The sequence below is a fragment of the Streptomyces sp. NPDC047042 genome (genome assembly GCF_040644035.1).
Classification (GTDB): Bacteria; Actinomycetota; Actinomycetes; order Streptomycetales; family Streptomycetaceae; genus Streptomyces.
In genome coordinates this window covers 320630-341010 of record NZ_JBEYVP010000002.1, presented here as the reverse complement: position 1 = coordinate 341010, position 20381 = coordinate 320630, and the positions used below count along the sequence as shown (strand labels likewise).

Here is a 20381-nt window from a genome sequence, read left to right as displayed (position 1 = left end):
CCCCGCTCACCGAGGAGCAACGCACGATGCCCGCCTTCAACCGCCCGCCCGAGTGGCAGCAGACCGCGGACCGGCACACCCAGCTGATCGACCCGGTCCTCACCGTGCGGCAGCTGTCGCGCTTCGAACTGTCCCTGAAGTCGACGGTCCGGATCGACCACGCGCTCGTCTTCGCGACCGCCAAGGGCGGCTACGAGTCCTACCTCCCGCCCCGCCGCCCGACCCGCAGCGAGATCGCCGCCCGCCACTACACGGCGGTGTACGAGATCGACATGGGCGTGCACCCGTTCTCCGGCACGCTGACCCTCCCCAGTGACAACGACGCGTTCGAGTTCTCGGCCGAGATCGACATGTCCTGGCAGGTCGTCGACCCGGCCCGGTTCGTGGAGAGCGGGCACCGGGACGTGCCCGGCCTGCTCATCGGCGAGCTCCAGCGCGCCGCCCGCCCGGTGAGCCGGCGCTTCCCGATCGCGGAGAGCGCGGCGGCGGAGGGGGAGCTTCTCCAGGCGATCAACGTCCTGGGCCCGCTGGGCGCCCCGGCCGGCCTCCAGGCGACCTGGACCCTGCGGCTGCGCCGCGACCAGGAGAACATCGACCACCAGCGCCGCCTCCAGGCGATCGACCACAGCGCGACCGAGCAGGTACGGGCGGCCCAGCGCGGCTCCGAGGTCGACGTGGAGGTGGACCGCCGCAACCGTCAGCAGGACGCACTCCAGATCGAACGCTCGATGTCGTACGGCGCCCAGCAGCAGCACCTGGCACTCCAGCAGCAGCGCTGGGACTACGAACAGGCGGCCCTGCAGAGCAGCCAGCAGCACCAGCTCTCCATCCAACAGGGCCACCAGGAACTGGAGTTGCAGAAGATCGAGGCGGAGAAGGTCGCCTACTACCAGTGGCACCTGTCCCAGGGCGGAGTCCAGCAGTGGGCCCTCCATCTGGCCCAGCACCCGGAGGACTCCCGCCTGGTCATGACGAGCATGCGCGACGACCAGCTGCGCATGATCCAGGCCCAGATGGACCTGGTGAAGGACCTGCTGCACGGCGACAACGCGGAGAAGTTCGAACTGGAGGGACCGAAGCAGCTGGCGCTGCGCACGGTGAGCGACATCCTGAACCAGCGCCTTCCGGGAGTCCCACAGACCCCGCCCCCGCTGCCGGGCACCGACCCGACGGACCCGGCGTACGGGCAGGGCATCCCCGGGGCCCCCGGAACCCCCGGCTTCCCGCCGCACCCGGGCTACGCCATGGGCCAGCCGGGAATCCCCCCGGGTCAGCCGGGAATCCCGCCGGGTCAGCCGGGAATCCCGCCGAGCCAGCCAGGCCAGCCGGGATTCGTCCAGGGCCCGCCCGTCCCAGGCGGCCTCGACTCCTCGTACGCCTCACCCGGCCACACCCCCGTCAGCCCGGCCCCCTCGCACGCCCAGCCCGGCCACGCCTTCGGCCGGCCCGCCGCCGAGCCCGCCGATCAGCGGCCAGGCGCCACCTCGCAGGCCCAGGCGGCCCAGCCCCCGACGCCTCCGAGTGCCGCTCCGGGCCAGCCGCCGGCCACCGCCCCCGCCTGGGGCACCCAGCCCCCCGCCCAGCCGGCGACGCCGCCGGCCACCCCGGCCCCGGGTGCCCATCCGCAGCCCGCCGGCCCCGGCCTCGCCACGCCCTACGGAGCAGCCCCCGCATACGGCACCCCGGGCCCCGGCGGCTTCCCCGGCGCCCCCACGATCCCCGCCTACGCCCCGCCCACTCCCCCGCCGTACCAGCAGCCGTACACCCCGCCCGCTCCCCAGACCCCCGGCGCCGCCGCCCCCGCCTGGCAGCCGCCCCCGGGCTACGGCAGCACCCCGACCCTCCCCGAGCAGCAGACCGCGCCGGCGGACGGTCCGGCCGAGGACCCAGGTGCCGGGCTCAAGGAGGAGGAAGACAGGGCGGGCAGCGGCACGTGACGACGCTCGACCCCGCCACCAACCCGGCACCACCCCCACCAGGCACCCCTGCCGCCCCCGCCGGGCCTGCCGCGCCGACCGACCGCATCCAGCTCTGCGAGCGCCTCCTCGTGGACCTCCGTACCGAGATCGCCCGGGCCGACAGCAAGGCATCCGTGCTGGTGGCCGCACTCGGGATGACCGCCGGGGTGTTCAGCGGACTGCTCGCCGGGCGGAACTGGAACCCGGCCGCGCTGACGACGTTCGGCACCGTCGTCTGGAGCGCCGGGGCCGCGTCCCTGGTGCTGTCCCTGTTCTCGCTGCTCCTTGCCGTCCTGCCCCGCTACCGCTCCGAACCCTGGACGCCGGGCCAGCCCCTGTCCTACTTCGGCGACATCCAACAGGCCGTACGGCTGGGCCAGTTGGAGGCCGCGCTCGCCGACACCCAGCGCGATCCCACGGCCGCGCTCACCTCGGCGCTCACCGAGACGAGCCGTATCGCCGCGCGCAAGCACCAGTGGATCCGTACCGGCCTGATCTCGTTCTGCGCCGGCACGCTCCTCCTCCCCGCCTCGCTGCTCATCGGCTGAACAGGTTCGGACCGCTCAGCCACCACCCCGGCACCTGAAGGAAGACCATGACCCACCCACCGTCGTCCCCACCGGAACACCCCGAGCCCTCCGAACAGCCCCTGTATCCGCCGCCGTACCCCGAGCCGGCAGCGGACCGGCGCTCGGCCCCACCGTCGTACCCCGAGCCGGCAGCGGACCGGCCATCAATCCCGCCGACATACCCCGAATACCCCGACCGGTCCGCTCCCGTGTACCCCTCGCAGTCCGGCCCCGCGTACCCCGAGCAGTCCGCTCCCGCGTATCCCGGGCAACCCTCCCCCTTCCACCCGCAGGCCGCTCAGCCCGCGCAGGCACCGCCGCCGTACCCAGGCGCCGCAACGGCACCCCCGTACCCGGGCCCGGCCCAGCCGCCCTCGTACCCGGGCGCCGCCCAGGCACCCCCGTACCCCGACGCCGCCCAGCCCCCGGCCTACCCGGGCTCACCCCTGGACCCGGCCCAGCAGCCACCCGTCTACCCGGGCGCGGCCCCGGCCCAGCCTCCACCGACGTACCCGCAGGCCACCGCCCAGCCCATCCCCCCGCAGTACGCGCCCCCTCAGCGGCCCCCGGCCGACCCCGGCACCCCCAGCCCGCCCGGTCCGCCCGTCCCGGACTCCACCGAGCACCCCCACCACATCTCCACCGACCGCGGCCGCGTCCACATCGCCGCCCACCAGCGCCGTACCGACGCCACCGCCGTGGGCAACCTCCTCCTCTACCTGCCGAACTTCCTCTGCAGCCTCCTCGTCGTCAGCATGTTCTCCCTCTTCTTCGGAGACCTCGCCTTCCTCGTGATCATCGCCTGGATCCTGAGCGGCGCACTCGTCTTCCACAAGCCCACCGAAAGCGCGCTCGCGCGCCGTCTGCTTCACCTGCGCCACCCCACGCCGCAAGAACGAGCCAAACTCGAACCGGTCTGGCGCGAGGTCACCGCCCGCGCGGGCGTCGAGGGCCGCAACTACGAACTCTGGGTCGAGGACAGCGACGGCCTGAACGCGGTGGCCGCCGCCGGCCACATCGTCGGCGTCACCCGCTTCGCCATGAACGAGCTGCCCAACGGCGAACTCGCCGCCGTCATGGCCCACGAGCTGGGCCACCACGTCGGCGGCCACGCCTGGTCGGGGCTGCTCGGCTACTGGTACGCGCAGCCGGGCCGTATCGCCTGGCGGTTCCTGCGCGCGTTCTCCGTGTTCGTCTTCCAGGTGTCCCGCGCCTTCTCCTGCTTCGGCGTCGGCTTCGTCCTACTCGTCCTCGGCGGCATCGCGATGGCGACCATAAGCACCCTGTACGGCCTGCCCCTGCTGATCCTCGGTGTTCCGTACGCGCTCGCAGCCGTCGGCCGCCGCGCCGAACTCCGCGCCGACGAGCACGCCGCCGCCCTCGGCTTCGCCCCGATGCTGGCCTCCGTACTCGGCAAGCTCCACCAGGAGGAGCAGCGGCAGACGGCCGCGCTCGCCGCCCTCAACAACGGCGTCGCCCCGGAGGAGAGCCCGCTGAGCAAGCTGCTCTCCTCGCACCCGGACTACTACACCCGGCTGCACCACCTGCAGCCCTACCTGCAGCAGCAACAGCGCTGAGCCGAAGCGTCACCGGCCCCCTCGAAGGGCGGTCACCCCGCGTCCGGGTGGCCGCCCTTCGGCGTTCTCGGCGTTCTCGGCGTTCTCGGCGTCCTCGGCGTCCTCGGCGTCCTCGGCGTCCTCGGCGTCCGGCGACTTCAGCGCTCCCGTGATCGTCTGGCCGCCGCACGCGTCGCGCGTTCCGCGGCGAACACGTCCTCCAGGCGGAAGAGCAGGGCACGCCCGGCCCGGCCCGCAGCGGTGAGGCGACCCAGCTGAACCCATTTGCGAATGGTGGCAGGTGCCACGCCGATCTCCCGGGCGGCCAGTTCACCGGTGATCAGGGTCGCCGAACCGTCCCACGAAGCACTCGTCCGAGCGCTCGTCCGCGCGTTCGTCCGCGTGTTCGCCGGCGGGTTCATCGGCGGGTTCATCGGCTGCTCCCCACGAACGAGCCCGCGGTGGCGATCCGCTCCTCCCACTCCCCTTCCGGCCACCGGTGCCGATGGCCGGGATCGTGGTGGCAGCCGCAGTCGGTGTCGGTGCAGCGGCACGCGGGGTTGATGCAGAGAACCGCCCGCCGGTCGGGGAAGGCCCGCAGGGAGACCGAGTCGCACCAGGGGCAGCGACCGGACACCCGTACGACGATCTCGGTGTCGCCCAACGCCCGGGCGCAGCGGCGGGCCAACCGGCGGGTCTCGTCGCGCACGTGCGCGGCCAGCTCGGGGTCCGTGGCGATCTCGTCGAGCAGAGCACCGATACGACGCAACCGTTCCGGCACGGGAGCACGGTCCGACCTGGGCAGCCCGAGCCGGTCGCGTACGGCCTCCTCCAGTTCGACCACGCCGTCCGCGATGTCACGGATGGCGTCGGATATGTGCAGGCGCAGCGGAGCTGTTCCGGGCCCGGGGGCCGCCAGACCGTGGTGCTGCTGGAGCAACAGGGCCTCCTCGCGTTCCCGGCGGAGGCGGGCGCCGAGCTCCGCCGAGGGCTCGGGTGCCGTACGGCCCCGGCGACCGGGCGCGCGGCCCCGGCCGGGAGCCAGCTCCTCGGCGAGTTCGGGGAACTGCTGCACCAGGACGCCGATCCACAGCGCGGCGTGCGCGGTCGGGCAGTCAGCCATCGGAACCCCCGAGGCCGGGGTCGGCCGCGATCCCCGACACCGAGAACTTCTGAGCGCCCAAGCTATGAATGGCGCTCTCGCGCCGTCCGTCCAACGAACCCCACATGCCCCGGACCTTCCCCCCGTGCCCTTGCGCCACAGTGGCCGCACGCTCGTAATTCCGCGCGCGCACGCAAGCTAAACTCTCGGCACCCCCGAAGAAAGCGAGTAGCGCCAATGACCACCCCCGAGCTTGACGTGTTCGCGGCATGGGTCGAAGGGTTGCTGCGCGGGCGCGGCTACGACATCGACAGCCCACGCGGCGGCGGAAAGTCACGCATCGCGGACGAGGCGGGCGTACACCGGGCCGCCGTGACGCGGCTGCTGCACCGGCAGAGCATGCCGGACCTGGAGACCACCCGTCGGCTCGCCCGTGTGCTGGACGTGTCGGTCCGCGAGATGCTCATCCGCTCCGGCCGGCTGACCGCCGAGGAACTGACCGAACCCCGCGCGCACCTGCCCGCCCCGCCGGCCTCCACCCCGACGCGCCGGCTCACGGTCGACGAGGCGGCGGAGCTTCTCGGGGTGCCTGTGGACCGGCGCGAGCGGTTCGCCAGAGCCGTGGAGCCGTTCCTGCCGGTGGCCGACGCGGGGACGCCACTCGCCTCACACTGAGCAAGTTGCGCGCGAGCGCGCAATCTGTCACAGTTGGCGCCAGCAGCAGAGCTGTGTCCGCTCATCAGGGGTTCCTGACTTCCAGGAACCCCTTTTTCGTGCGCCCGCCCTGCTCGCCCCAGCCGCCCTGCCGCCCAGCCGCCCGAGGTGATCCGGCATGACCTCACCCATACCTCCCCCCGAGACCTTCCTCGAAGTCGAAGCCCTGATCGTGGACATCCTCGAAGCCGACCCGGCCCTCTCCACCGCGCTCGTCGCGGTCGAGCCGCCCAGCGACTTCGACGGCACCGAATCCGCCGTCCTCGTCAACCGGCGCGGTGGCGCCTGGATCGGCGATCTGCACGTCGACGAACCGCTCATCGAGCTGGAGGTGTACGGGCCGACCAAGGCCGCCGCCCACACCCTGGCCAACGCGGGCCGTCGCGCCGTACTCGCCGCGGCCGGACATACGTACGGCACGAATCTGATCACCGACGTCGTGGAGGAGGACGGCCCCCGCTGGCTGCCCGACTACCTCTACCGGGCGGCCAACCGTTACGTGTGCGTCCTCAAGGTGTCCGTCAACGTCTATTGACCCCTTCGTCCTGTTGCCCCCCTTAGTTCTGTCCACGAGTTGAGGAGAACCAGCAATGGCAGGTAGCAACACCTCAGAGATCCGCATCGCGGGAAGCGGCCGCCTCTACGTCGCCGTCGCCGGCACGGCCGTACCGACAGCCTTCTCCGACACCCCGGCCGCCGACTGGGGCACCGCCTGGAAGAACCTGGGCTACACCTCCGGCGAGGGGGTCACCTTCAGCAAGAAGGACAAGCTGGAGGCCGTCGACAGCTGGCAGACCATCAGCCCGGTGCACTTCGTCTACTCCGACCGGGACCTGACGCTGAAGTTCTCGCTGCTCCAGTTCAACGAGGACACGCTGCCGTTCTTCATGGGCGGCGGCTCGGTCAAACCCGTCGAGGGCTCCGCGGGCGGCTCGGGTGTCTTCGAGTACGAGATCGCCGACCGGGCGTACGCCGACGTCCGCGCACTCGGTCTGGAGTTCACGGACGTGCGGGCGAGCGACGGGTCGGTCGTGACGTACCGCTTCGGCATCCCGCGCGGCCAGGTCACGGCGTCCGACGACATCAAGCTGGGCCGCAAGGCCCCGGCCCAGCTCGGCATCACCTTCCAGGCTCTCGCCTCCGCCGACGGCGATGCCCTGGGCGGCTTCGTCATGAAGGACGCGGCGTACGCGGTCTGACCCGCTCACCCGCCGGACACCGGGGGCGACCACCGAAAGGGCCACCGGCGGGAGGCTGCCGGGAGGGCCAACGGAGGCGGCCAACGGAGGCGGCCTCTCCGCGGCCGGTGTCCGGCCCCAACCGCCCCCAACCGCCCCGAACCGCCCTCACCACCCCCACCGCCCCCACCGCCCACTCCACTGCCTCTGACAAGGAGTACGACCGAGATGTCCTCTTTCGACGTCAACGCCGCCCGCGCCCAGCGCCTCGAAGCCCTTGGGCGCACCTGGTCGTTCAACCTGGACGGCGACACCTTCACCCTGCCGACCGAGCTGTCCCGCGCCACCGCCAAGGCCCTGCGCAAGCTCGACGACAACGACGTGGACGGGCTGCTCGAGCTGCTCATGGGCGAGGAGCAGTTCGCTCGCTTCGAACGGCACGAGGTCACCATGCAGGACATCGCCGCGATCCTCGAGGCATACGGCAAGGAGACGGGGCTCGGCCTGGGGGAAGGCTGAGCCTCGGCGTGTTCGTCGACGAACACGCCGAGGCACTGGAGGCGGACCTGCTCCGCTTCTACGGCATCGACCTGCTCGACTGGCACCGCGGCCGGCTCTCCTCCCGACGGCTCACGGTGCTGGTCAAGCATCTGCCGCGCGACTGCGCCCTGAACCGGGAACTGCACGGCGAGGCCGCGGAGTGGTCGATCGCCGAGCATCTGCTGGCCGCGACCGTGGACCATCTGGCCGCCGCCAACTGGATGTTCGCGTCCGTCAACAGGGACGAGGACGCGGACCCACCGGAGCTGCCGACGCCGGTACGGCGGCCGGAGGACGGGAAGGCGGGGGGAGCGGGCGAGGACCGGTACGGATCCGAGGACGCGTTCCCGTACTACGGGGACGATACCGACGGCACGGAAACGACACCGCCGCCTGCGTCGCCGACATCGACGACAGCGACTCCGTCCCAGGTGGCTCGCTTCTTCGGGTGATGCCGGTGCGGCCGGCGATTCCGGCGATTCCTGCGATTCCGGCGATCCGGGTCGCCGTCAGGCAGGCTCGGGCGGGTCCGGGGGCTCCGCGGGCTCCGCCGGGGGCGCCTCCTGCTCCTGTCCGCGCGACGCCCCGGCCGCGCGCCGCTCCCGTACCTCACGGGCCGAGAGCAGGAGGTCGGGCTGGGGGTCGAGGGTGGCCTCCGTCCCGGAAGCCGGCCCGGACCCCACCGCTGCCCCGGGATCACGGTCGGCCACGGCCCGCTCCCGTTCCCCTCGCCGCTCCACTCCGGTCACGGCGGGCGGGGGTTCGAGCAGCTGGACGTACGGCAGCGGAATGACCTCACCCTCGCGCTCACCCTCGGGTCTCTTCGAGGGTCCCGTCCGGCGGGGCCGGCGCCCGATCCGCGCGTCCTCCTGGCCCTGGAGGTAGGCGGCGGTGATCCGGACCTCGTATTCGTGCCGTATCCCGGGCAGCTGCTCGGAGACGACGTCGGCCCAGCCCGCGCTGTAGGCGGTGAGTTCACGCCGGTCGAGCTCGCCCCGGGGCATGACGACGAGGTCTTCGGGTTCGTAGCCCTGCCGGAGGACCAGTTCGGACACCCGGGCGATCAAATGGGCCAGATCCTTGGACTGGTCGAGCCAGTCGATCACATGGTCGTGCCGAAACCTGCTCGCTTCCCCGTCCACCGCATCGGCCTTGCTCTCGTGCGTCAAGTCCCGTCAGTCACAAGGTAGTTCACCGACCACTCGGCTGCGGCGGATCGCAGCAGGATCGTGACACGAAATCCCGGCGGTTCTTTCACCGCGCCACCACAACGGGCAAGGAAGGTCGTCGAAAGTGGCCAACCACACAACTGATGAGGTATACGACAAAACAACCTCGATCGAGACGAGCATCAATGACCTGCGCAATCAGCTGGTCAGTACGAAGCTGCTCGACGAGAAAATAGCCGATCTCAAGAAGGCCATCGCAGACGGGCCTTCGGACAAAAAAACGGACGTTGCGGCCGCCGGCTCCAACATTCCCGTCGTCAAGGAAATCATCCAGGCCATCAAAGCCGCGAACTTCGGCGCCGTATCGGTTCTGATCGTCTCCCTGATCTTGTCAGCCGCCACCCTGCTTGTCCTGTTCGACGACACCAAGAAGATCATCAAGGAATGGTTCAAAAAAGGAAAGGAACCCCCGAAGCCCGAGACGCCCACGACACCCGAAAAACCGGGTTCCGCCAAGTCGGGCACGCCAAAACCCACCGGCCCCGCCCTGAGCTCCCCCAAGCCGGCGGATCTGGCGAAAACCACCGGCGCGGTCAACACGCTGAAGAACGCCTTCGCAGGCCTTGCCCGCACCATCACCACACTCGTCGCCCCACTGACCGGCGCCAACGATTTCTTGGGCAAGACCACCGCGAACACGAACAGCGCCGCGACGGCCACGAGCAAGCTCGGCACCGCTGAGCAGAAGACCGCGGGCCAGATCAAAGCAAACACGGCGGCGACCCAGGGCGCGGTGACCGCCGCGAACTCCGTACGGAGCGCCAACGACCAGGCCGAGAAGTCTCTGGCCAAATTCGGCAAAACAGGCCAGACCGCCGGCACCGGCATCTCGAAAGTCGAGGCCGGGTCGAACAAGGCCGCCAAGGGCCAGGAAAAAATGAACAAGTCGATGAAGGGGAACCTCTTCGGCCTGCTCGCGGCTCTGCTGGCTCCGCTCATCGCGAAGGTCATCGACATGGCCACCCAGTCGAAGACCATGCAGAAGATCCTGAAGACCGCGTTCGAGGTCATCAGGTCCGTCATCGGCAACGTCATGAAGGCCATCGGGCCGATCATGAAAACCGCGGCCGACCTGATCAAGAAGATCTGGGAAGGGATAAAAACGGCGATCTCCGCCGTCGTGCAGGCCGTGGCCACGGTCATCCGGACGTACTTCAACATCTGGAAGACCATCATCACCACCGTCCTCAACGCGATCAAGAGTGTCGTCAGCGGCGTGTGGAACGGCATCAAGGCCGTGATCACCCCCGTGATCAACTGGGTCAAGTCCGCCATCCCGAACGCTTTCCAGGCCGTCAAGGACAAACTCACCAGCGCCTGGAACGGGCTCAAGGACATCGCGGGCCGTGCCTTCGACGGCATCAAGAACGCCGTGAGAACACCGATCAACGCGGTCATCGGGCTCATCAACTCCGCGATCGGCAAGCTCAACAGCATCAGGGTGTCGATCCCGGGCTGGGTGCCGTTCGTCGGCGGCAAGACGTTCGGGCTGAACCTGCCGAGGATCCCCACCCTCGCGACCGGCGGTGTCGTCCTGCCCCGCTCCGGCGGCGTACCGGCGATTCTCGCCGAGGCCGGAGAGGCGGAGGCCGTGCTGCCGCTGAGCAAGCTGGACCGGATGCTCAGGAACGCGGCGGCGCAGGGCCGCATCGGCACCGACGGAGCCACCGGCGCGGGCGGTGCCCTGCACATCGAGAACTACTACTCGGCCACCTCCAGTGACCCGCAGCGCACCGCCGACGCGCTGATGTTCCTGGCCAAGGCACGAGGGTGGCGGGGATGAGTGCCACAGCGGCGGCAGCGGGCCCGGCAGGCGCCGACCCGCTCGCCCCCGTCCTGCCCGTACTGAACGCCTTCCGGACACAGGCGGCGCGGAGCGCGAGCGCCCTGGGCGGGCTCACCGGCCGGATCCGGAGTGCGGCCACGGCCACCGGCGGCATCCGCGCCTCCGTCTCCCAGAGCGGACAGGCGGTGAGCCGGGTCAAGTCCGGGGCCGACGCCGCCGCCCGTTCGGTGACCAGGCTCGGTCAGTCGGCCGCGCGGGCCGGCACGGGCATGAAGTCGTTCGGCGACCGGGCCAGGAGCGCCGCCCGTTCCGTCGGCCTGCTCAGGGCAGGGCTCGCCACGGTGACCACGCTCCTCGCCGGGTTGGCCGGCACCATGGGCGTCGTGGGCGACCTGATGGGTGCCTTCGGCCTCGCCATGACCATCGGCGGCGGGGTGATGATGGTCATCAACCTCCTCACCCGCGCCAACCCCATCGGCTTCGTCGCAGGCCTGCTCCTGCCCGTCGCCGGCTGGCTCATCGACCTCGCCGTGAGCTCCGAGGCCGGACAACGGATCATCGAGCAGCTCGCGACGATCGTGCTGAAGTACGTCGAGGGGTACCTCGCCGTCATCACCCCGGTCCTGAACATCATCGGAAACCTGGTGAGCACGTACTTCGGCGCGCTCCTCACCATCGTCTCGACCGTCCTGTCCGTCGTCGGCGCGGTCGTCGGCACCGGCTTCGCCGTTCTGCAGGCGCTCACCACCGGGAACACGCAGGCGCTGCGCGAGAAGGTCGACTCCGTGTGGCGTGGCTTCCAGGGCGTCCTGGAGTCCGCCGTCAACTGGATCACCCATTCCATCCCGGACATGTTCCAGCGGATCAAGAACGCCATGTCGAGCACGCTCGGCGGTATCGGGAGGTTCCTCGGTACGGGGGTCGAGATGGTCGCCGGCCTGGTCAAGGCCCCGATCAACGGCCTGATCGCCTTCGCCAACTGGATCATCGACGGCCTCAACTCGCTGAGCGTCAACATCCTCGGCAAGACGTTCGGCGTCAACATTCCCAAGATCCCGATGCTCGCCGAGGGCGGTGTCGCGGTACCCGGAATCGCCCGCCGCGCGGGCAAGGTGCTGCCGCTCACGGCCCTGGAACAGCAGCGGGCCCTCGCAAGCAGGAGGCGGGCCCCGTCGTCCTCGCCGTACCGGCTGGCCGAGTTCCGCGAGGCGGAGGGCGCCGGATCCCGGGCCACCGCCGAGGACCTGCTCTTCCTCGCCTCGGCCCACGCGCATCCCTGAAGGCCGCTGCAAGTCCGCAGACCCCGCAGGCCCCGCAGATCCCCTAGATCCTGCAGGCCCCGCAGAACCCGCAGAACCCGCAGGCCCCGCAGATCCCCTAGATCCCGCAGGCCCCGCAGAACCCGCAGAACCCGCAGACCCGCAGGCCCCGCAGATCCCCTAGATCCCGCAGGCCCCGCAGAACCCGCAGAACCCTCAGATCCCGCAGGCCCCGCAGAACCCGCAGATCCTGCAGGCCCCGCAGGCCCTGCAAATCCCCCAGAACCCACAGGCCCCGCAGATCCCCCAGAACCCGCAGAACCCCCAGGCCCCGCAGATTCCCAGATCCCCCAGAACCCCTAGAACCCGCAAGCCCCGCAGAACCCGCAGAACCCGCAGATGCCCCAGATCCCTGACAAGGCCCATGACAGTGAGGTGACGGCCCCATGGCCGAGGCACTTGCCGCGACGACCGCGTACCCCGACTCCGCCCCGGACCCGGATCCGGACCCGCCCCCGGGCTCGCTCATCACCCGCGAAGGGCAGATCCAGTGGGCCGGGCTGCTGCTGGGCCCCGGCACGGCGTACGAGATCGATCGCGGCGGACTCACCGGCTGGGAGGACCTGCCGGACTTCGACACCGGCGACGCCGACCACCCCACCGCCCACGGCGCCTGGGCAGGCGCCCGCTACGCCAAGCCCCGCAGGATCGGCGCCACCGTATGGACCCTCCCGGAGACGACGAGCAGCCCCCGGTCCGCGCTGACCGCGACCCGCGTCCTGCGCCGGGCCCTGCTGCTCGGCGACGAGGAACGCTGGCTGGCGGTACGGCTGCACGGCGAGACCCTGGCCGTACGGGCCAGGGTCAGCCAGCGCGTCCTGGCCGCCGACCGCGTGTACGCGACCCAGGGCGTCTCCAAGGCGGCCGTCCAGTGGTACGCCACCGATCCGCGCCGCTACCTGGTCGCCGAACAGAGTGCGGTCACCGGGCCCCCGCAGCCGGAGAGCGGACTGAGCTGGCCGCTGACCTGGCCGCTGTACTGGGGCCAGACCGTCTCCACCGGCGATGTCGTCGCCGAGAACGACGGCTCCGCGCCCACGCACCCGGTGATCACCTTCAGCGGGCCCTGCGTCAACCCCACGGTGACCGACCGCACCACCGGACGCCGGCTGCGCTACACGATCCGGCTCGCCGCCGGCGACCAGCTCGCCGTGGACACCGGCGCCGGGACGGTCACCCTCAACGGCACCGCATCCCGCCGGTACACCGCCGCCCCGGACAGCGGCCCGGAGGAACTGTTCGCGCTCGCCCCGGGCCGCGCCCAACTGGCCTTCCGCCCCGACGACTTCGGCTCGGGCGCGCAGATGTCGGTGCGCTGGCGCAGCGCGGAGTGGTGACGGCACGCACTCCCCGGTTCCCGGAACTCTCCCTCTCCAGAACCTTCCCTCTCCGGGACTCTCCCTCTCCACAGAAGGGCTCGGCATGAACGCACGCTCCGCCTGGCTGTCCCCGAACGGCCAGACCCGCGAGGACACCCGCGTCGCCCAGACCGGCGTCACCCCCGCCACCGGCATCCGCGGCCGCTCCGGCATCTTCCCGGGCTCCCCCGACGGGGACTTCCGGATCACGGGCTTCGCGCTGACCGGCACCTCCGGCGGCATGACCGCCACCGTGGGCGTCGGCCGGGCCGTCGTACAGGCCGAGGACGACCGGGGCGCCTACCCGGTCGCCGTCACCGAGCCGATCAGACTCACGTTCGGCGACGGTCAGGAGTACGCCCGCAAGGACCTCGTAGTCCTACGCATCTACGACGACCAGTACGACTCCTCGGGCCGCACCGAAGCCGTGGTCGAGATCGTCAAGGGCACCGTCTCCCCCACCGACCCGGCCCCGCCCGCGACTCCGGCCGCCGCGCTGCCCCTGTACACCGTCACCGTCCCGGCGAACTCCAGCGCCGGCAACGGAGGCATCACCTGGGCCTCCGCCTCCACCGTCACCGACCTGCGCGCCAGTGTCGTGGCCGTCGGCGGCATCCTCCCGACGGACAACGACTCCCGCACCGGCGCCTACCCCGGCCAGTACCGCGACACCAACAACGCGCTGCAGCGCTGGAACGGCACCGCCTGGGTCGCCTACCCGAAGGACATCGGCGGCATCGCCCCCAACGGCGCCATCGGCAACGGCGGCTACACCGGCCAGCACCGTGACGGCCCGAACGGCCTGCTCCAGCGCTGGAACGGCAGCACCTGGGTCTCCTACCAGCAGGTCCCCACCTGGCAGAACTACACGCCCGTCTGGTCGGCCAGCTCCGGCGTCGCCCCGGTCGTCGGCAACGGCGCCCTGAACGCCAACTACGCCAAGATCGGCACGGTCGTCCATCTCCGGCTCCGCCTGGCGATCGGGACGACGACCAACATCGCGGCCCAGGACGCCGCCGCCCTGTGGTCCTTCTCCCTGCCCGCTCCCCCGGCCCTCGGCTGGATGACCGACATCGTGCTGAACGTGGTCGGTTTCAACTCCGACGGCTTCAAGTTCTTCCAGGGCACCTGCCAGCTGGCCACCACCGCCGACGGGGTCGGCGTGGCGACCCGGTTCACCACCACGCTGGGCACCGCCGCCGCCGCGTGGAACAAGGCCAACCCCTTCACCTGGGTCTCCGGCTCCGTCCTGTCGATCTCCGGCACCTACCAGTCCGCGTCCTGAGCCCCGTTTTCCGTTGACGCGACACAGGAGTTGACCGCCGTATGGCAACCGTCACCACCCCGTACCGCGCGATCTTCTGCGACCTGCGCACCGACCGCACCATCGACATCCTGCCCGTACGGGACGTCACCGTGGACGACTACATCGGCAGGGCCGGATCGTTCTCCGGCACCATCCCCGTCCCCACCGCGGCCCTCGCCGCCCGGGTCCGCCGTATCGAGGAGGGCCGCACGGCGGTCTATCTGGAGCGCGGCAGCGACCTGTGGTGGGGCGGCATCATCTGGACCAGCACCCTGCAGAGCGACGAACGCGGGGTGCTCACCCTCGGCATCCAGGCGGCGACCTTCGACTCGTACGCGGGCCGCCGCCGTATCCGCGCCGACCTCAGCTACACGGACACCGAGCAGCTGGACCTGGCACGGAGACTGTGGCGGCACATGCAGACCTCGCTCCCGGGCGGCGACATCCTCGTCACCTACGGCACCGAGACTTCCTCGGCGACCCGGACCGTCTCGTACCGCGACGGCGACGAGATCGTCTACTCCGAGGCACTCGACGCGCTGGCCGCCCTGGACAACGGCTTCGAGCACCACATCGCCGTGTACCGCGACCCGGCCACCGGCGCCCGTATCCGCAGACTGCGTCTGGGCAGTCCCCGGATCCGCACCGGGACGACCGACCTGGTGATGGACCGTCCGGGCACGATCCTGTCGTACTCCTTCCCGCGCGACGCCACCCGCGGCGGCACCACCGCGCGCGCTCGCGGCGCCTCGGTCAACGACAACCAGGCCGAGGAATCCCGTCCGCTGTACGCCGACGCCCCGCCGGCCACCGCCCTGATCAACGCCGGCTACCCGCTCATCGACCTGACCTCGGACCACAACACGGTCACCGACACCGACACGCTCCGCTCCCTGGCCACCGCCGAACTGGCCTCGGCCGCCGGAGCTGTGGTGGTCCCCGAGATCAGCGTCCGCCTCGACGACATGGTGCCGCCCGCGCTGCTCGGCCGGACGGTCCGTATCCGCATCACCGACGAGTGGTGGCCCGAGGGCCTGGACGTCCGCTACCGGATCATCGGCGTCAAGGTCAGCCCGGCGCAGCGCGGCCGCCCCGACACCGCCGAGCTCTATCTGGAGGAGCCCTGATGCCCCAGCTGCCCGAGGACATCATCGACCGGCTCACCGCCATGGAACGCCGTATCCAGCAGCTGTCCACGGCCGTCAACTCACGGCCCGCGCTCAACAGGGTGGCCGGCGGCGGCGTGGAGATCACCGACGGGGGCTGGCTCCACGTACGGCCGGCGTCGGGCGACGCGGCCGTCTTCTCCGTCGGCGCCGGGGGGCTGGCCCGGCCCTGGCTGGCGATGCTGCCCCCGCAGGACACCGCGTTGACCCGCTGGCCGCAGACCACCACGACCGCCTGGACGACGATCGCGGTGTCGCAGAACCCGTTGTGGCAGCCGCGTATGCGTCTGCGCGTGCAGACCAGGGTCAGCTCGGGCGCCACCGGCTCGGTCCGGGTGCTCGTGGACGGCGCCCAGTGGGGCGAACCGGTCGCCGCGGGCGTGGACTTCGACTACACCGCCCCCGTGACCGACGACCTCGGCGCGGACCTCGAAAACCTCCTCCGGGTCGAGATCCAGGCGCTGGTCACCAGCGCCTCCGGCACGGTCTACGCCCAGCCGCAGCTGATGTACGGCTGCGGGGCCTGAACGCCGAAGGGCGGCCACCCCGTACGAAACGGAGTGGCCGCCCTTCAGTGCTTCAGACGTACGCCTTACTGGTTGTACGGACCGTAGTCGTAGTCCTCCAGCGGAACGGCCTGGCCGGAGCCCGTGCCGAACGGCGAGTAGTCGATGTCGTCGTAGCCGACGGCCGAGTACATCGCGGCCTTGGCCTCCTCGGTCGGCTCCACCCGGATGTTGCGGTAGCGGGACAGACCCGTACCGGCCGGGATGAGCTTACCGATGATGACGTTCTCCTTGAGGCCGATGAGGCTGTCGGACTTGGCGTTGATCGCCGCGTCCGTCAGAACTCGGGTCGTCTCCTGGAAGGAGGCGGCCGACAGCCAGGACTCCGTCGCCAGCGAGGCCTTGGTGATACCCATCAGCTGCGGACGGCCGGAGGCCGGGTGGCCGCCTTCCTGGACCACACGACGGTTCTCGGTCTCGAACTTGCCACGCTCGACCAGCTCACCGGGCAGCAGCTCGGCGTCGCCGGACTCGATGATCGTCACACGGCGGAGCATCTGCCGGATGATGATCTCGATGTGCTTGTCGTGGATCGACACACCCTGCGAGTTGTAGACCTTCTGGACCTCGCCGACCAGGTGGACCTGGACCGCGCGCTGACCGAGGATCCGCAGCACGTCGTGCGGGTTGGTGGCACCGAAGGTGAGCTTCTGGCCCACCTCGACGTGGTCACCCTCACGCACCATGACCTTGGCGCGCTTCGAGATCGGGAACGCCGTCTCGTCGCTGCCGTCGTCCGGGGTGATGACGATCTTCTTGGTCTTCTCGGTCTCCTCGATACGGACGCGGCCGGCCGCCTCCGAGATCGGGGCGACACCCTTGGGCGTACGAGCCTCGAAGAGCTCGACGACACGGGGCAGACCCTGGGTGATGTCGTCACCGGCCACACCACCGGTGTGGAAGGTACGCATCGTCAGCTGGGTACCGGGCTCACCGATGGACTGGGCGGCGATGATGCCGACCGCCTCACCGATGTCGACCAGCTTGCCGGTGGCCAGCGAACGGCCGTAGCACATGGCGCAGGTGCCGACGGCGGACTCGCAGGTCAGGACCGAGCGGGTCTTGACCTCCTCGACGCCGTGCCGGACGAGCTCGTCGATGAGGACGTCACCGAGGTCGGTGTTGGCCGGGGCCAGCACCCGTCCGTCGAGGGTGATGTCCTCGGCCAGCGCACGTGCGTACACCGACGTCTCGACGTTCTCGGTCTTGCGCAGCACACCGTCCTCGCCGCGCTCGGCGATGGCCAGCTTGAGGCCGCGGTCGGTGCCGCAGTCCTCCTCGCGGATGATGACGTCCTGCGAGACGTCCACCAGACGACGGGTGAGGTAACCCGAGTCGGCGGTACGCAGGGCGGTGTCGGCGAGACCCTTACGGGCACCGTGGGTGGAGATGAAGTACTCCAGCACGGACAGGCCCTCGCGGAACGACGCCTTGATGGGACGCGGAATCGTCTCGTTCTTGGCGTTCGACACCAGACCACGCATACCGGCGATCTGCCGCATCTGCATCATGTTTCCTCGGGCACCCGAGTCAACCATCATGAAGATGGGGTTCGTCTTGGGGAAGTTCGCGTTCATCGCCTCGGCGACCTCGTTGGTCGCCTTGGTCCAGATCGCGATGAGTTCCTGCGTGCGCTCGTCCTTGGTGATCAGACCGCGCTCGTACTGCTTCTGGACCTTCTCGTCCTGCGCCTCGTAGCCCGCGACGATGGCCTTCTTGGCCTCGGGCACGACGACGTCGGAGATGGCCACGGTGACACCGGAGCGAGTACCCCAGTAGAAGCCGGCCGACTTCAGGTTGTCGAGCGTCGCCGCCACGATGACCTTGGGGTAGCGCTCGGCGAGGTCGTTGACGATCTCACCCAGCTGCTTCTTGCCCACCGAGTAGTCGACGAACGGGTAGTCCTCGGGCAGCAGCTCGTTGAAGAGCGCGCGGCCCAGCGTGGTGCGCAGGCGGAAGGTGTCCCCCTGCTGCCACTCGGGCTCGTTCTCCTCGCGGGCCGGCGGGGTCCAGCCGCGCGGCGGGATGGTGCCCACCGGGAAGCGGATGTCGATCGCCGACTGCAGCGCGAGCTCACCGGCGTCGAACGCCATGATCGCCTCGGCCGTGGAGCCGAACGCGCGGCCCTCGCCCTTGACGTCACGCAGTTCACCGTCGGTGGTGAGGAAGAACAGACCGAGGACCATGTCCTGGGTCGGCATCGTCACCGGACGGCCGTCGGCGGGCTTGAGGATGTTGTTCGAGGACAGCATCAGGATGCGGGCCTCGGCCTGCGCCTCCGCGGAGAGCGGCAGGTGGACGGCCATCTGGTCACCGTCGAAGTCCGCGTTGAACGCGGTGCAGACGAGCGGGTGGATCTGGATGGCCTTGCCCTCGACGAGCTGCGGCTCGAAGGCCTGGATGCCGAGGCGGTGCAGCGTGGGCGCACGGTTCAGGAGAACCGGGTGCTCCGCGATGACCTCTTCCAGAACGTCGTACACGACGGTCCGGCCGCGCTCGACCATGCGCTTGGCGCTCTTGATGTTCTGCGCGTGGTTCAGGTCGACCAGGCGCTTCATCACGAACGGCTTGAAGAGCTCCAGCGCCATCGCCTTCGGCAGACCGCACTGGTGCAGCTTCAGCTGCGGACCGACGACGATCACGGAACGCGCGGAGTAGTCCACACGCTTGCCGAGCAGGTTCTGACGGAATCGACCCTGCTTGCCCTTCAGCATGTCGCTGAGGGACTTCAGCGGGCGGTTACCGGGACCGGTGACCGGACGACCACGACGACCGTTGTCGAACAGCGCGTCGACGGCCTCCTGAAGCATGCGCTTCTCGTTGTTGACGATGATCTCGGGCGCGCCGAGGTCGAGAAGCCGCTTCAGACGGTTGTTCCGGTTGATCACACGGCGGTACAGGTCGTTCAGGTCGGAGGTCGCGAAGCGGCCACCGTCCAGCTGCACCATCGGGCGAAGGTCCGGCGGGATGACCGGGACGCAGTCGAGAACCATGCCCTTGGGGCTGTTGGAGGTCTGCAGGAAGGCAGACACGACCTTCAGCCGCTTCAGGGCGCGGGTCTTCTTCTGGCCCTTGCCGGTACGGATGATCTCGCGGAGGCGCTCGGCCTCCTCCTCGAGGTCGAAGGACTCCAGGCGCTTCTGCAGCGCCGCGGCACCCATCGAACCGTCGAAGTAGGTCCCGAAGCGGTCGCGCAGCTCGCGGTAGAGCAGCTCGTCGCCCTCCAGGTCCTGGACCTTGAGGTTCTTGAACCGGGTCCACACCTCGTCGAGACGGTCGATCTCGCGCTGCGAACGGTCGCGCAGCTGCTTCATCTCCCGCTCGGCACCTTCGCGCACCTTGCGGCGTACGTCGGCCTTGGCGCCCTCGGCCTCCAGCTCGGCCAGGTCGCTCTCGAGCTTCTTGGCGCGGGCCTCGAGGTCGGCGTCACGCCGGTTCTCGATCTGCTGCCGCTCGACGGAGACATGCGCCTCCAGGGAGGGCAGGTCACGCGTACGACGCTCGTCGTCGACGTACGTGATCATGTACGCCGCGAAGTAGATGACCTTCTCGAGGTCCTTCGGGGCGAGGTCGAGCAGGTAGCCAAGACGCGACGGAACGCCCTTGAAGTACCAGATGTGGGTGACGGGAGCGGCCAGCTCGATGTGACCCATCCGCTCACGGCGCACCTTGGCGCGAGTGACCTCGACGCCACAGCGCTCACAGATGATGCCCTTGAAGCGGACGCGCTTGTACTTGCCGCAGTAGCACTCCCAGTCCCGGGTCGGACCGAAGATCTTCTCGCAGAAGAGTCCGTCCTTTTCGGGCTTGAGCGTGCGGTAGTTGATCGTCTCGGGCTTCTTGACCTCGCCGTGGCTCCACTGACGGATGTCGTCCGCCGTAGCCAGGCCGATCCGGAGCTCGTCGAAGAAGTTGACGTCGAGCACTATGCGTCAATCCCTCTCAGGGTTGTAAGTCATGGGGTCTGATACGGGGGTCCTGGGGCCGGCAGGCCTTGTTGCACCTTTCCAAAGGTGCTCAAGGCCCGCCGAACT

At 70.0% G+C, this 20381-nt stretch carries 18 protein-coding genes; 14 read left to right on the top strand and 4 right to left on the bottom strand.

Going from position 1 to position 20381, the window contains the following annotated elements; all coding sequences use genetic code 11:
• Positions 1 to 26 precede the first annotated feature (26 nt).
• From ABZ855_RS03450 to ABZ855_RS03440, 3 genes are read left to right on the top strand one after another with little or no spacing between them, the layout of a single operon-like run.
• Positions 27 to 1937, top strand: a complete 1911-nt coding sequence (locus ABZ855_RS03450) for a hypothetical protein (protein ID WP_360800139.1) — start codon at positions 27 to 29, stop codon at positions 1935 to 1937.
• Positions 1934 to 2506: a Pycsar system effector family protein gene (locus tag ABZ855_RS03445; RefSeq protein WP_360800136.1), complete on the top strand. Its 573-nt coding sequence runs from the start codon at positions 1934 to 1936 to the stop codon at positions 2504 to 2506. Before ABZ855_RS03450 ends, ABZ855_RS03445 begins: the two co-directional genes overlap by 4 nt.
• A gap of 47 nt (positions 2507 to 2553) precedes the next feature.
• Positions 2554 to 4104 carry a M48 family metalloprotease gene (locus ABZ855_RS03440; protein ID WP_360800133.1) on the top strand — a complete coding sequence of 517 codons (1551 nt, stop codon included), beginning with the start codon at positions 2554 to 2556 and terminating at the stop codon, positions 4102 to 4104.
• 137 nt (positions 4105 to 4241) lie between these two features.
• On the opposite strand, the gene ABZ855_RS03435 is transcribed toward ABZ855_RS03440, so the two are convergent.
• Positions 4242 to 4427 (bottom strand): hypothetical protein, encoded by a 186-nt coding sequence (locus tag ABZ855_RS03435; protein WP_360800301.1) that lies wholly within the window; start codon positions 4425 to 4427, stop codon positions 4242 to 4244.
• An 86-nt stretch (positions 4428 to 4513) separates the two neighbouring features.
• Positions 4514 to 5206, bottom strand: coding sequence for a hypothetical protein (locus tag ABZ855_RS03430; RefSeq protein WP_360800130.1), 693 nt, complete (start codon positions 5204 to 5206; stop codon positions 4514 to 4516).
• 216 nt (positions 5207 to 5422) lie between these two features.
• On the opposite strand from ABZ855_RS03430, the gene ABZ855_RS03425 reads away from it, so the two are divergent.
• The 5 genes from ABZ855_RS03425 (at position 5423) to ABZ855_RS03405 (ending at position 8069) form a co-directional block, all read left to right on the top strand.
• The gene (locus tag ABZ855_RS03425) at positions 5423 to 5860 is read left to right on the top strand and encodes a helix-turn-helix transcriptional regulator (protein ID WP_360800127.1); all 438 of its coding nucleotides are present in this window, start codon (positions 5423 to 5425) and stop codon (positions 5858 to 5860) included.
• A gap of 157 nt (positions 5861 to 6017) precedes the next feature.
• Positions 6018 to 6434, top strand: coding sequence for a hypothetical protein (locus ABZ855_RS03420; protein ID WP_319206616.1), 417 nt, complete (start codon positions 6018 to 6020; stop codon positions 6432 to 6434).
• A gap of 55 nt (positions 6435 to 6489) precedes the next feature.
• Positions 6490 to 7098 carry a phage tail protein gene (locus ABZ855_RS03415; protein WP_360800124.1) on the top strand — a complete coding sequence of 203 codons (609 nt, stop codon included), beginning with the start codon at positions 6490 to 6492 and terminating at the stop codon, positions 7096 to 7098.
• A gap of 207 nt (positions 7099 to 7305) precedes the next feature.
• The gene (locus ABZ855_RS03410; protein WP_319206612.1) at positions 7306 to 7596 is read left to right on the top strand and encodes a hypothetical protein; all 291 of its coding nucleotides are present in this window, start codon (positions 7306 to 7308) and stop codon (positions 7594 to 7596) included.
• Positions 7597 to 7661: 65 nt separating this feature from the next.
• Positions 7662 to 8069, top strand: coding sequence for a hypothetical protein (locus ABZ855_RS03405; protein ID WP_360800298.1), 408 nt, complete (start codon positions 7662 to 7664; stop codon positions 8067 to 8069).
• 57 nt (positions 8070 to 8126) lie between these two features.
• Here ABZ855_RS03405 and ABZ855_RS03400 read toward each other — a convergent pair whose 3' ends face one another.
• On the bottom strand, positions 8127 to 8786 hold the full coding sequence (locus ABZ855_RS03400) for a hypothetical protein (protein WP_360800120.1): 660 nt from the start codon (positions 8784 to 8786) through the stop codon (positions 8127 to 8129).
• 676 nt (positions 8787 to 9462) lie between these two features.
• Here ABZ855_RS03400 and ABZ855_RS03395 point away from each other — a divergent pair.
• The 6 genes from ABZ855_RS03395 to ABZ855_RS03370 all read left to right on the top strand — a co-directional run bounded on the left by ABZ855_RS03395 (position 9463) and on the right by ABZ855_RS03370 (position 16308).
• Positions 9463 to 10629: a phage tail protein gene (locus tag ABZ855_RS03395; protein ID WP_360800294.1), complete on the top strand. Its 1167-nt coding sequence runs from the start codon at positions 9463 to 9465 to the stop codon at positions 10627 to 10629.
• On the top strand, positions 10626 to 11912 hold the full coding sequence (locus ABZ855_RS03390) for a tape-measure protein (RefSeq protein ID WP_360800117.1): 1287 nt from the start codon (positions 10626 to 10628) through the stop codon (positions 11910 to 11912). The genes ABZ855_RS03395 and ABZ855_RS03390 overlap by 4 nt, the downstream gene beginning before the upstream one ends.
• Positions 11913 to 12337: 425 nt before the next feature.
• Positions 12338 to 13288, top strand: coding sequence for a phage tail protein (locus tag ABZ855_RS03385; RefSeq protein ID WP_360800114.1), 951 nt, complete (start codon positions 12338 to 12340; stop codon positions 13286 to 13288).
• Positions 13289 to 13373: 85 nt separating this feature from the next.
• Complete coding sequence (locus tag ABZ855_RS03380) at positions 13374 to 14594, top strand: hypothetical protein (RefSeq protein WP_360800111.1); 1221 nt, start codon at positions 13374 to 13376, stop codon at positions 14592 to 14594.
• 41 nt (positions 14595 to 14635) lie between these two features.
• Positions 14636 to 15742, top strand: a complete 1107-nt coding sequence (locus ABZ855_RS03375; RefSeq protein ID WP_360800108.1) for a hypothetical protein — start codon at positions 14636 to 14638, stop codon at positions 15740 to 15742.
• Positions 15742 to 16308 carry a hypothetical protein gene (locus ABZ855_RS03370; protein WP_360800105.1) on the top strand — a complete coding sequence of 189 codons (567 nt, stop codon included), beginning with the start codon at positions 15742 to 15744 and terminating at the stop codon, positions 16306 to 16308. The genes ABZ855_RS03375 and ABZ855_RS03370 overlap by 1 nt, the downstream gene beginning before the upstream one ends.
• Positions 16309 to 16373: 65 nt before the next feature.
• Here the strand turns inward: ABZ855_RS03370 and ABZ855_RS03365 are convergent, their stop codons facing one another.
• Entirely contained in the window at positions 16374 to 20273 is a 3900-nt protein-coding gene (locus ABZ855_RS03365; protein ID WP_360800102.1) for a DNA-directed RNA polymerase subunit beta', read from the bottom strand.
• Positions 20274 to 20381: the final 108 nt, after the last annotated feature.

Excerpts from the sequence above, each read along its gene's own strand:
- ABZ855_RS03385 (WP_360800114.1), top strand. The coding sequence starts at position 12,338 with ATGGCCGAGGCACTTGCCGCGACGACCGCGTACCCCGACTCCGCCCCG.
- ABZ855_RS03425 (WP_360800127.1), top strand. The coding sequence starts at position 5,423 with ATGACCACCCCCGAGCTTGACGTGTTCGCGGCATGGGTCGAAGGGTTG.
- ABZ855_RS03430 (WP_360800130.1), bottom strand. The coding sequence starts at position 5,206 with ATGGCTGACTGCCCGACCGCGCACGCCGCGCTGTGGATCGGCGTCCTG.
- ABZ855_RS03420 (WP_319206616.1), top strand. The coding sequence starts at position 6,018 with ATGACCTCACCCATACCTCCCCCCGAGACCTTCCTCGAAGTCGAAGCC.
- ABZ855_RS03375 (WP_360800108.1), top strand. The coding sequence starts at position 14,636 with ATGGCAACCGTCACCACCCCGTACCGCGCGATCTTCTGCGACCTGCGC.
- ABZ855_RS03440 (WP_360800133.1), top strand. The coding sequence starts at position 2,554 with ATGACCCACCCACCGTCGTCCCCACCGGAACACCCCGAGCCCTCCGAA.
- ABZ855_RS03390 (WP_360800117.1), top strand. The coding sequence starts at position 10,626 with ATGAGTGCCACAGCGGCGGCAGCGGGCCCGGCAGGCGCCGACCCGCTC.
- ABZ855_RS03415 (WP_360800124.1), top strand. The coding sequence starts at position 6,490 with ATGGCAGGTAGCAACACCTCAGAGATCCGCATCGCGGGAAGCGGCCGC.
- ABZ855_RS03410 (WP_319206612.1), top strand. The coding sequence starts at position 7,306 with ATGTCCTCTTTCGACGTCAACGCCGCCCGCGCCCAGCGCCTCGAAGCC.
- ABZ855_RS03370 (WP_360800105.1), top strand. The coding sequence starts at position 15,742 with ATGCCCCAGCTGCCCGAGGACATCATCGACCGGCTCACCGCCATGGAA.
- ABZ855_RS03380 (WP_360800111.1), top strand. The coding sequence starts at position 13,374 with ATGAACGCACGCTCCGCCTGGCTGTCCCCGAACGGCCAGACCCGCGAG.
- ABZ855_RS03450 (WP_360800139.1), top strand. The coding sequence starts at position 27 with ATGCCCGCCTTCAACCGCCCGCCCGAGTGGCAGCAGACCGCGGACCGG.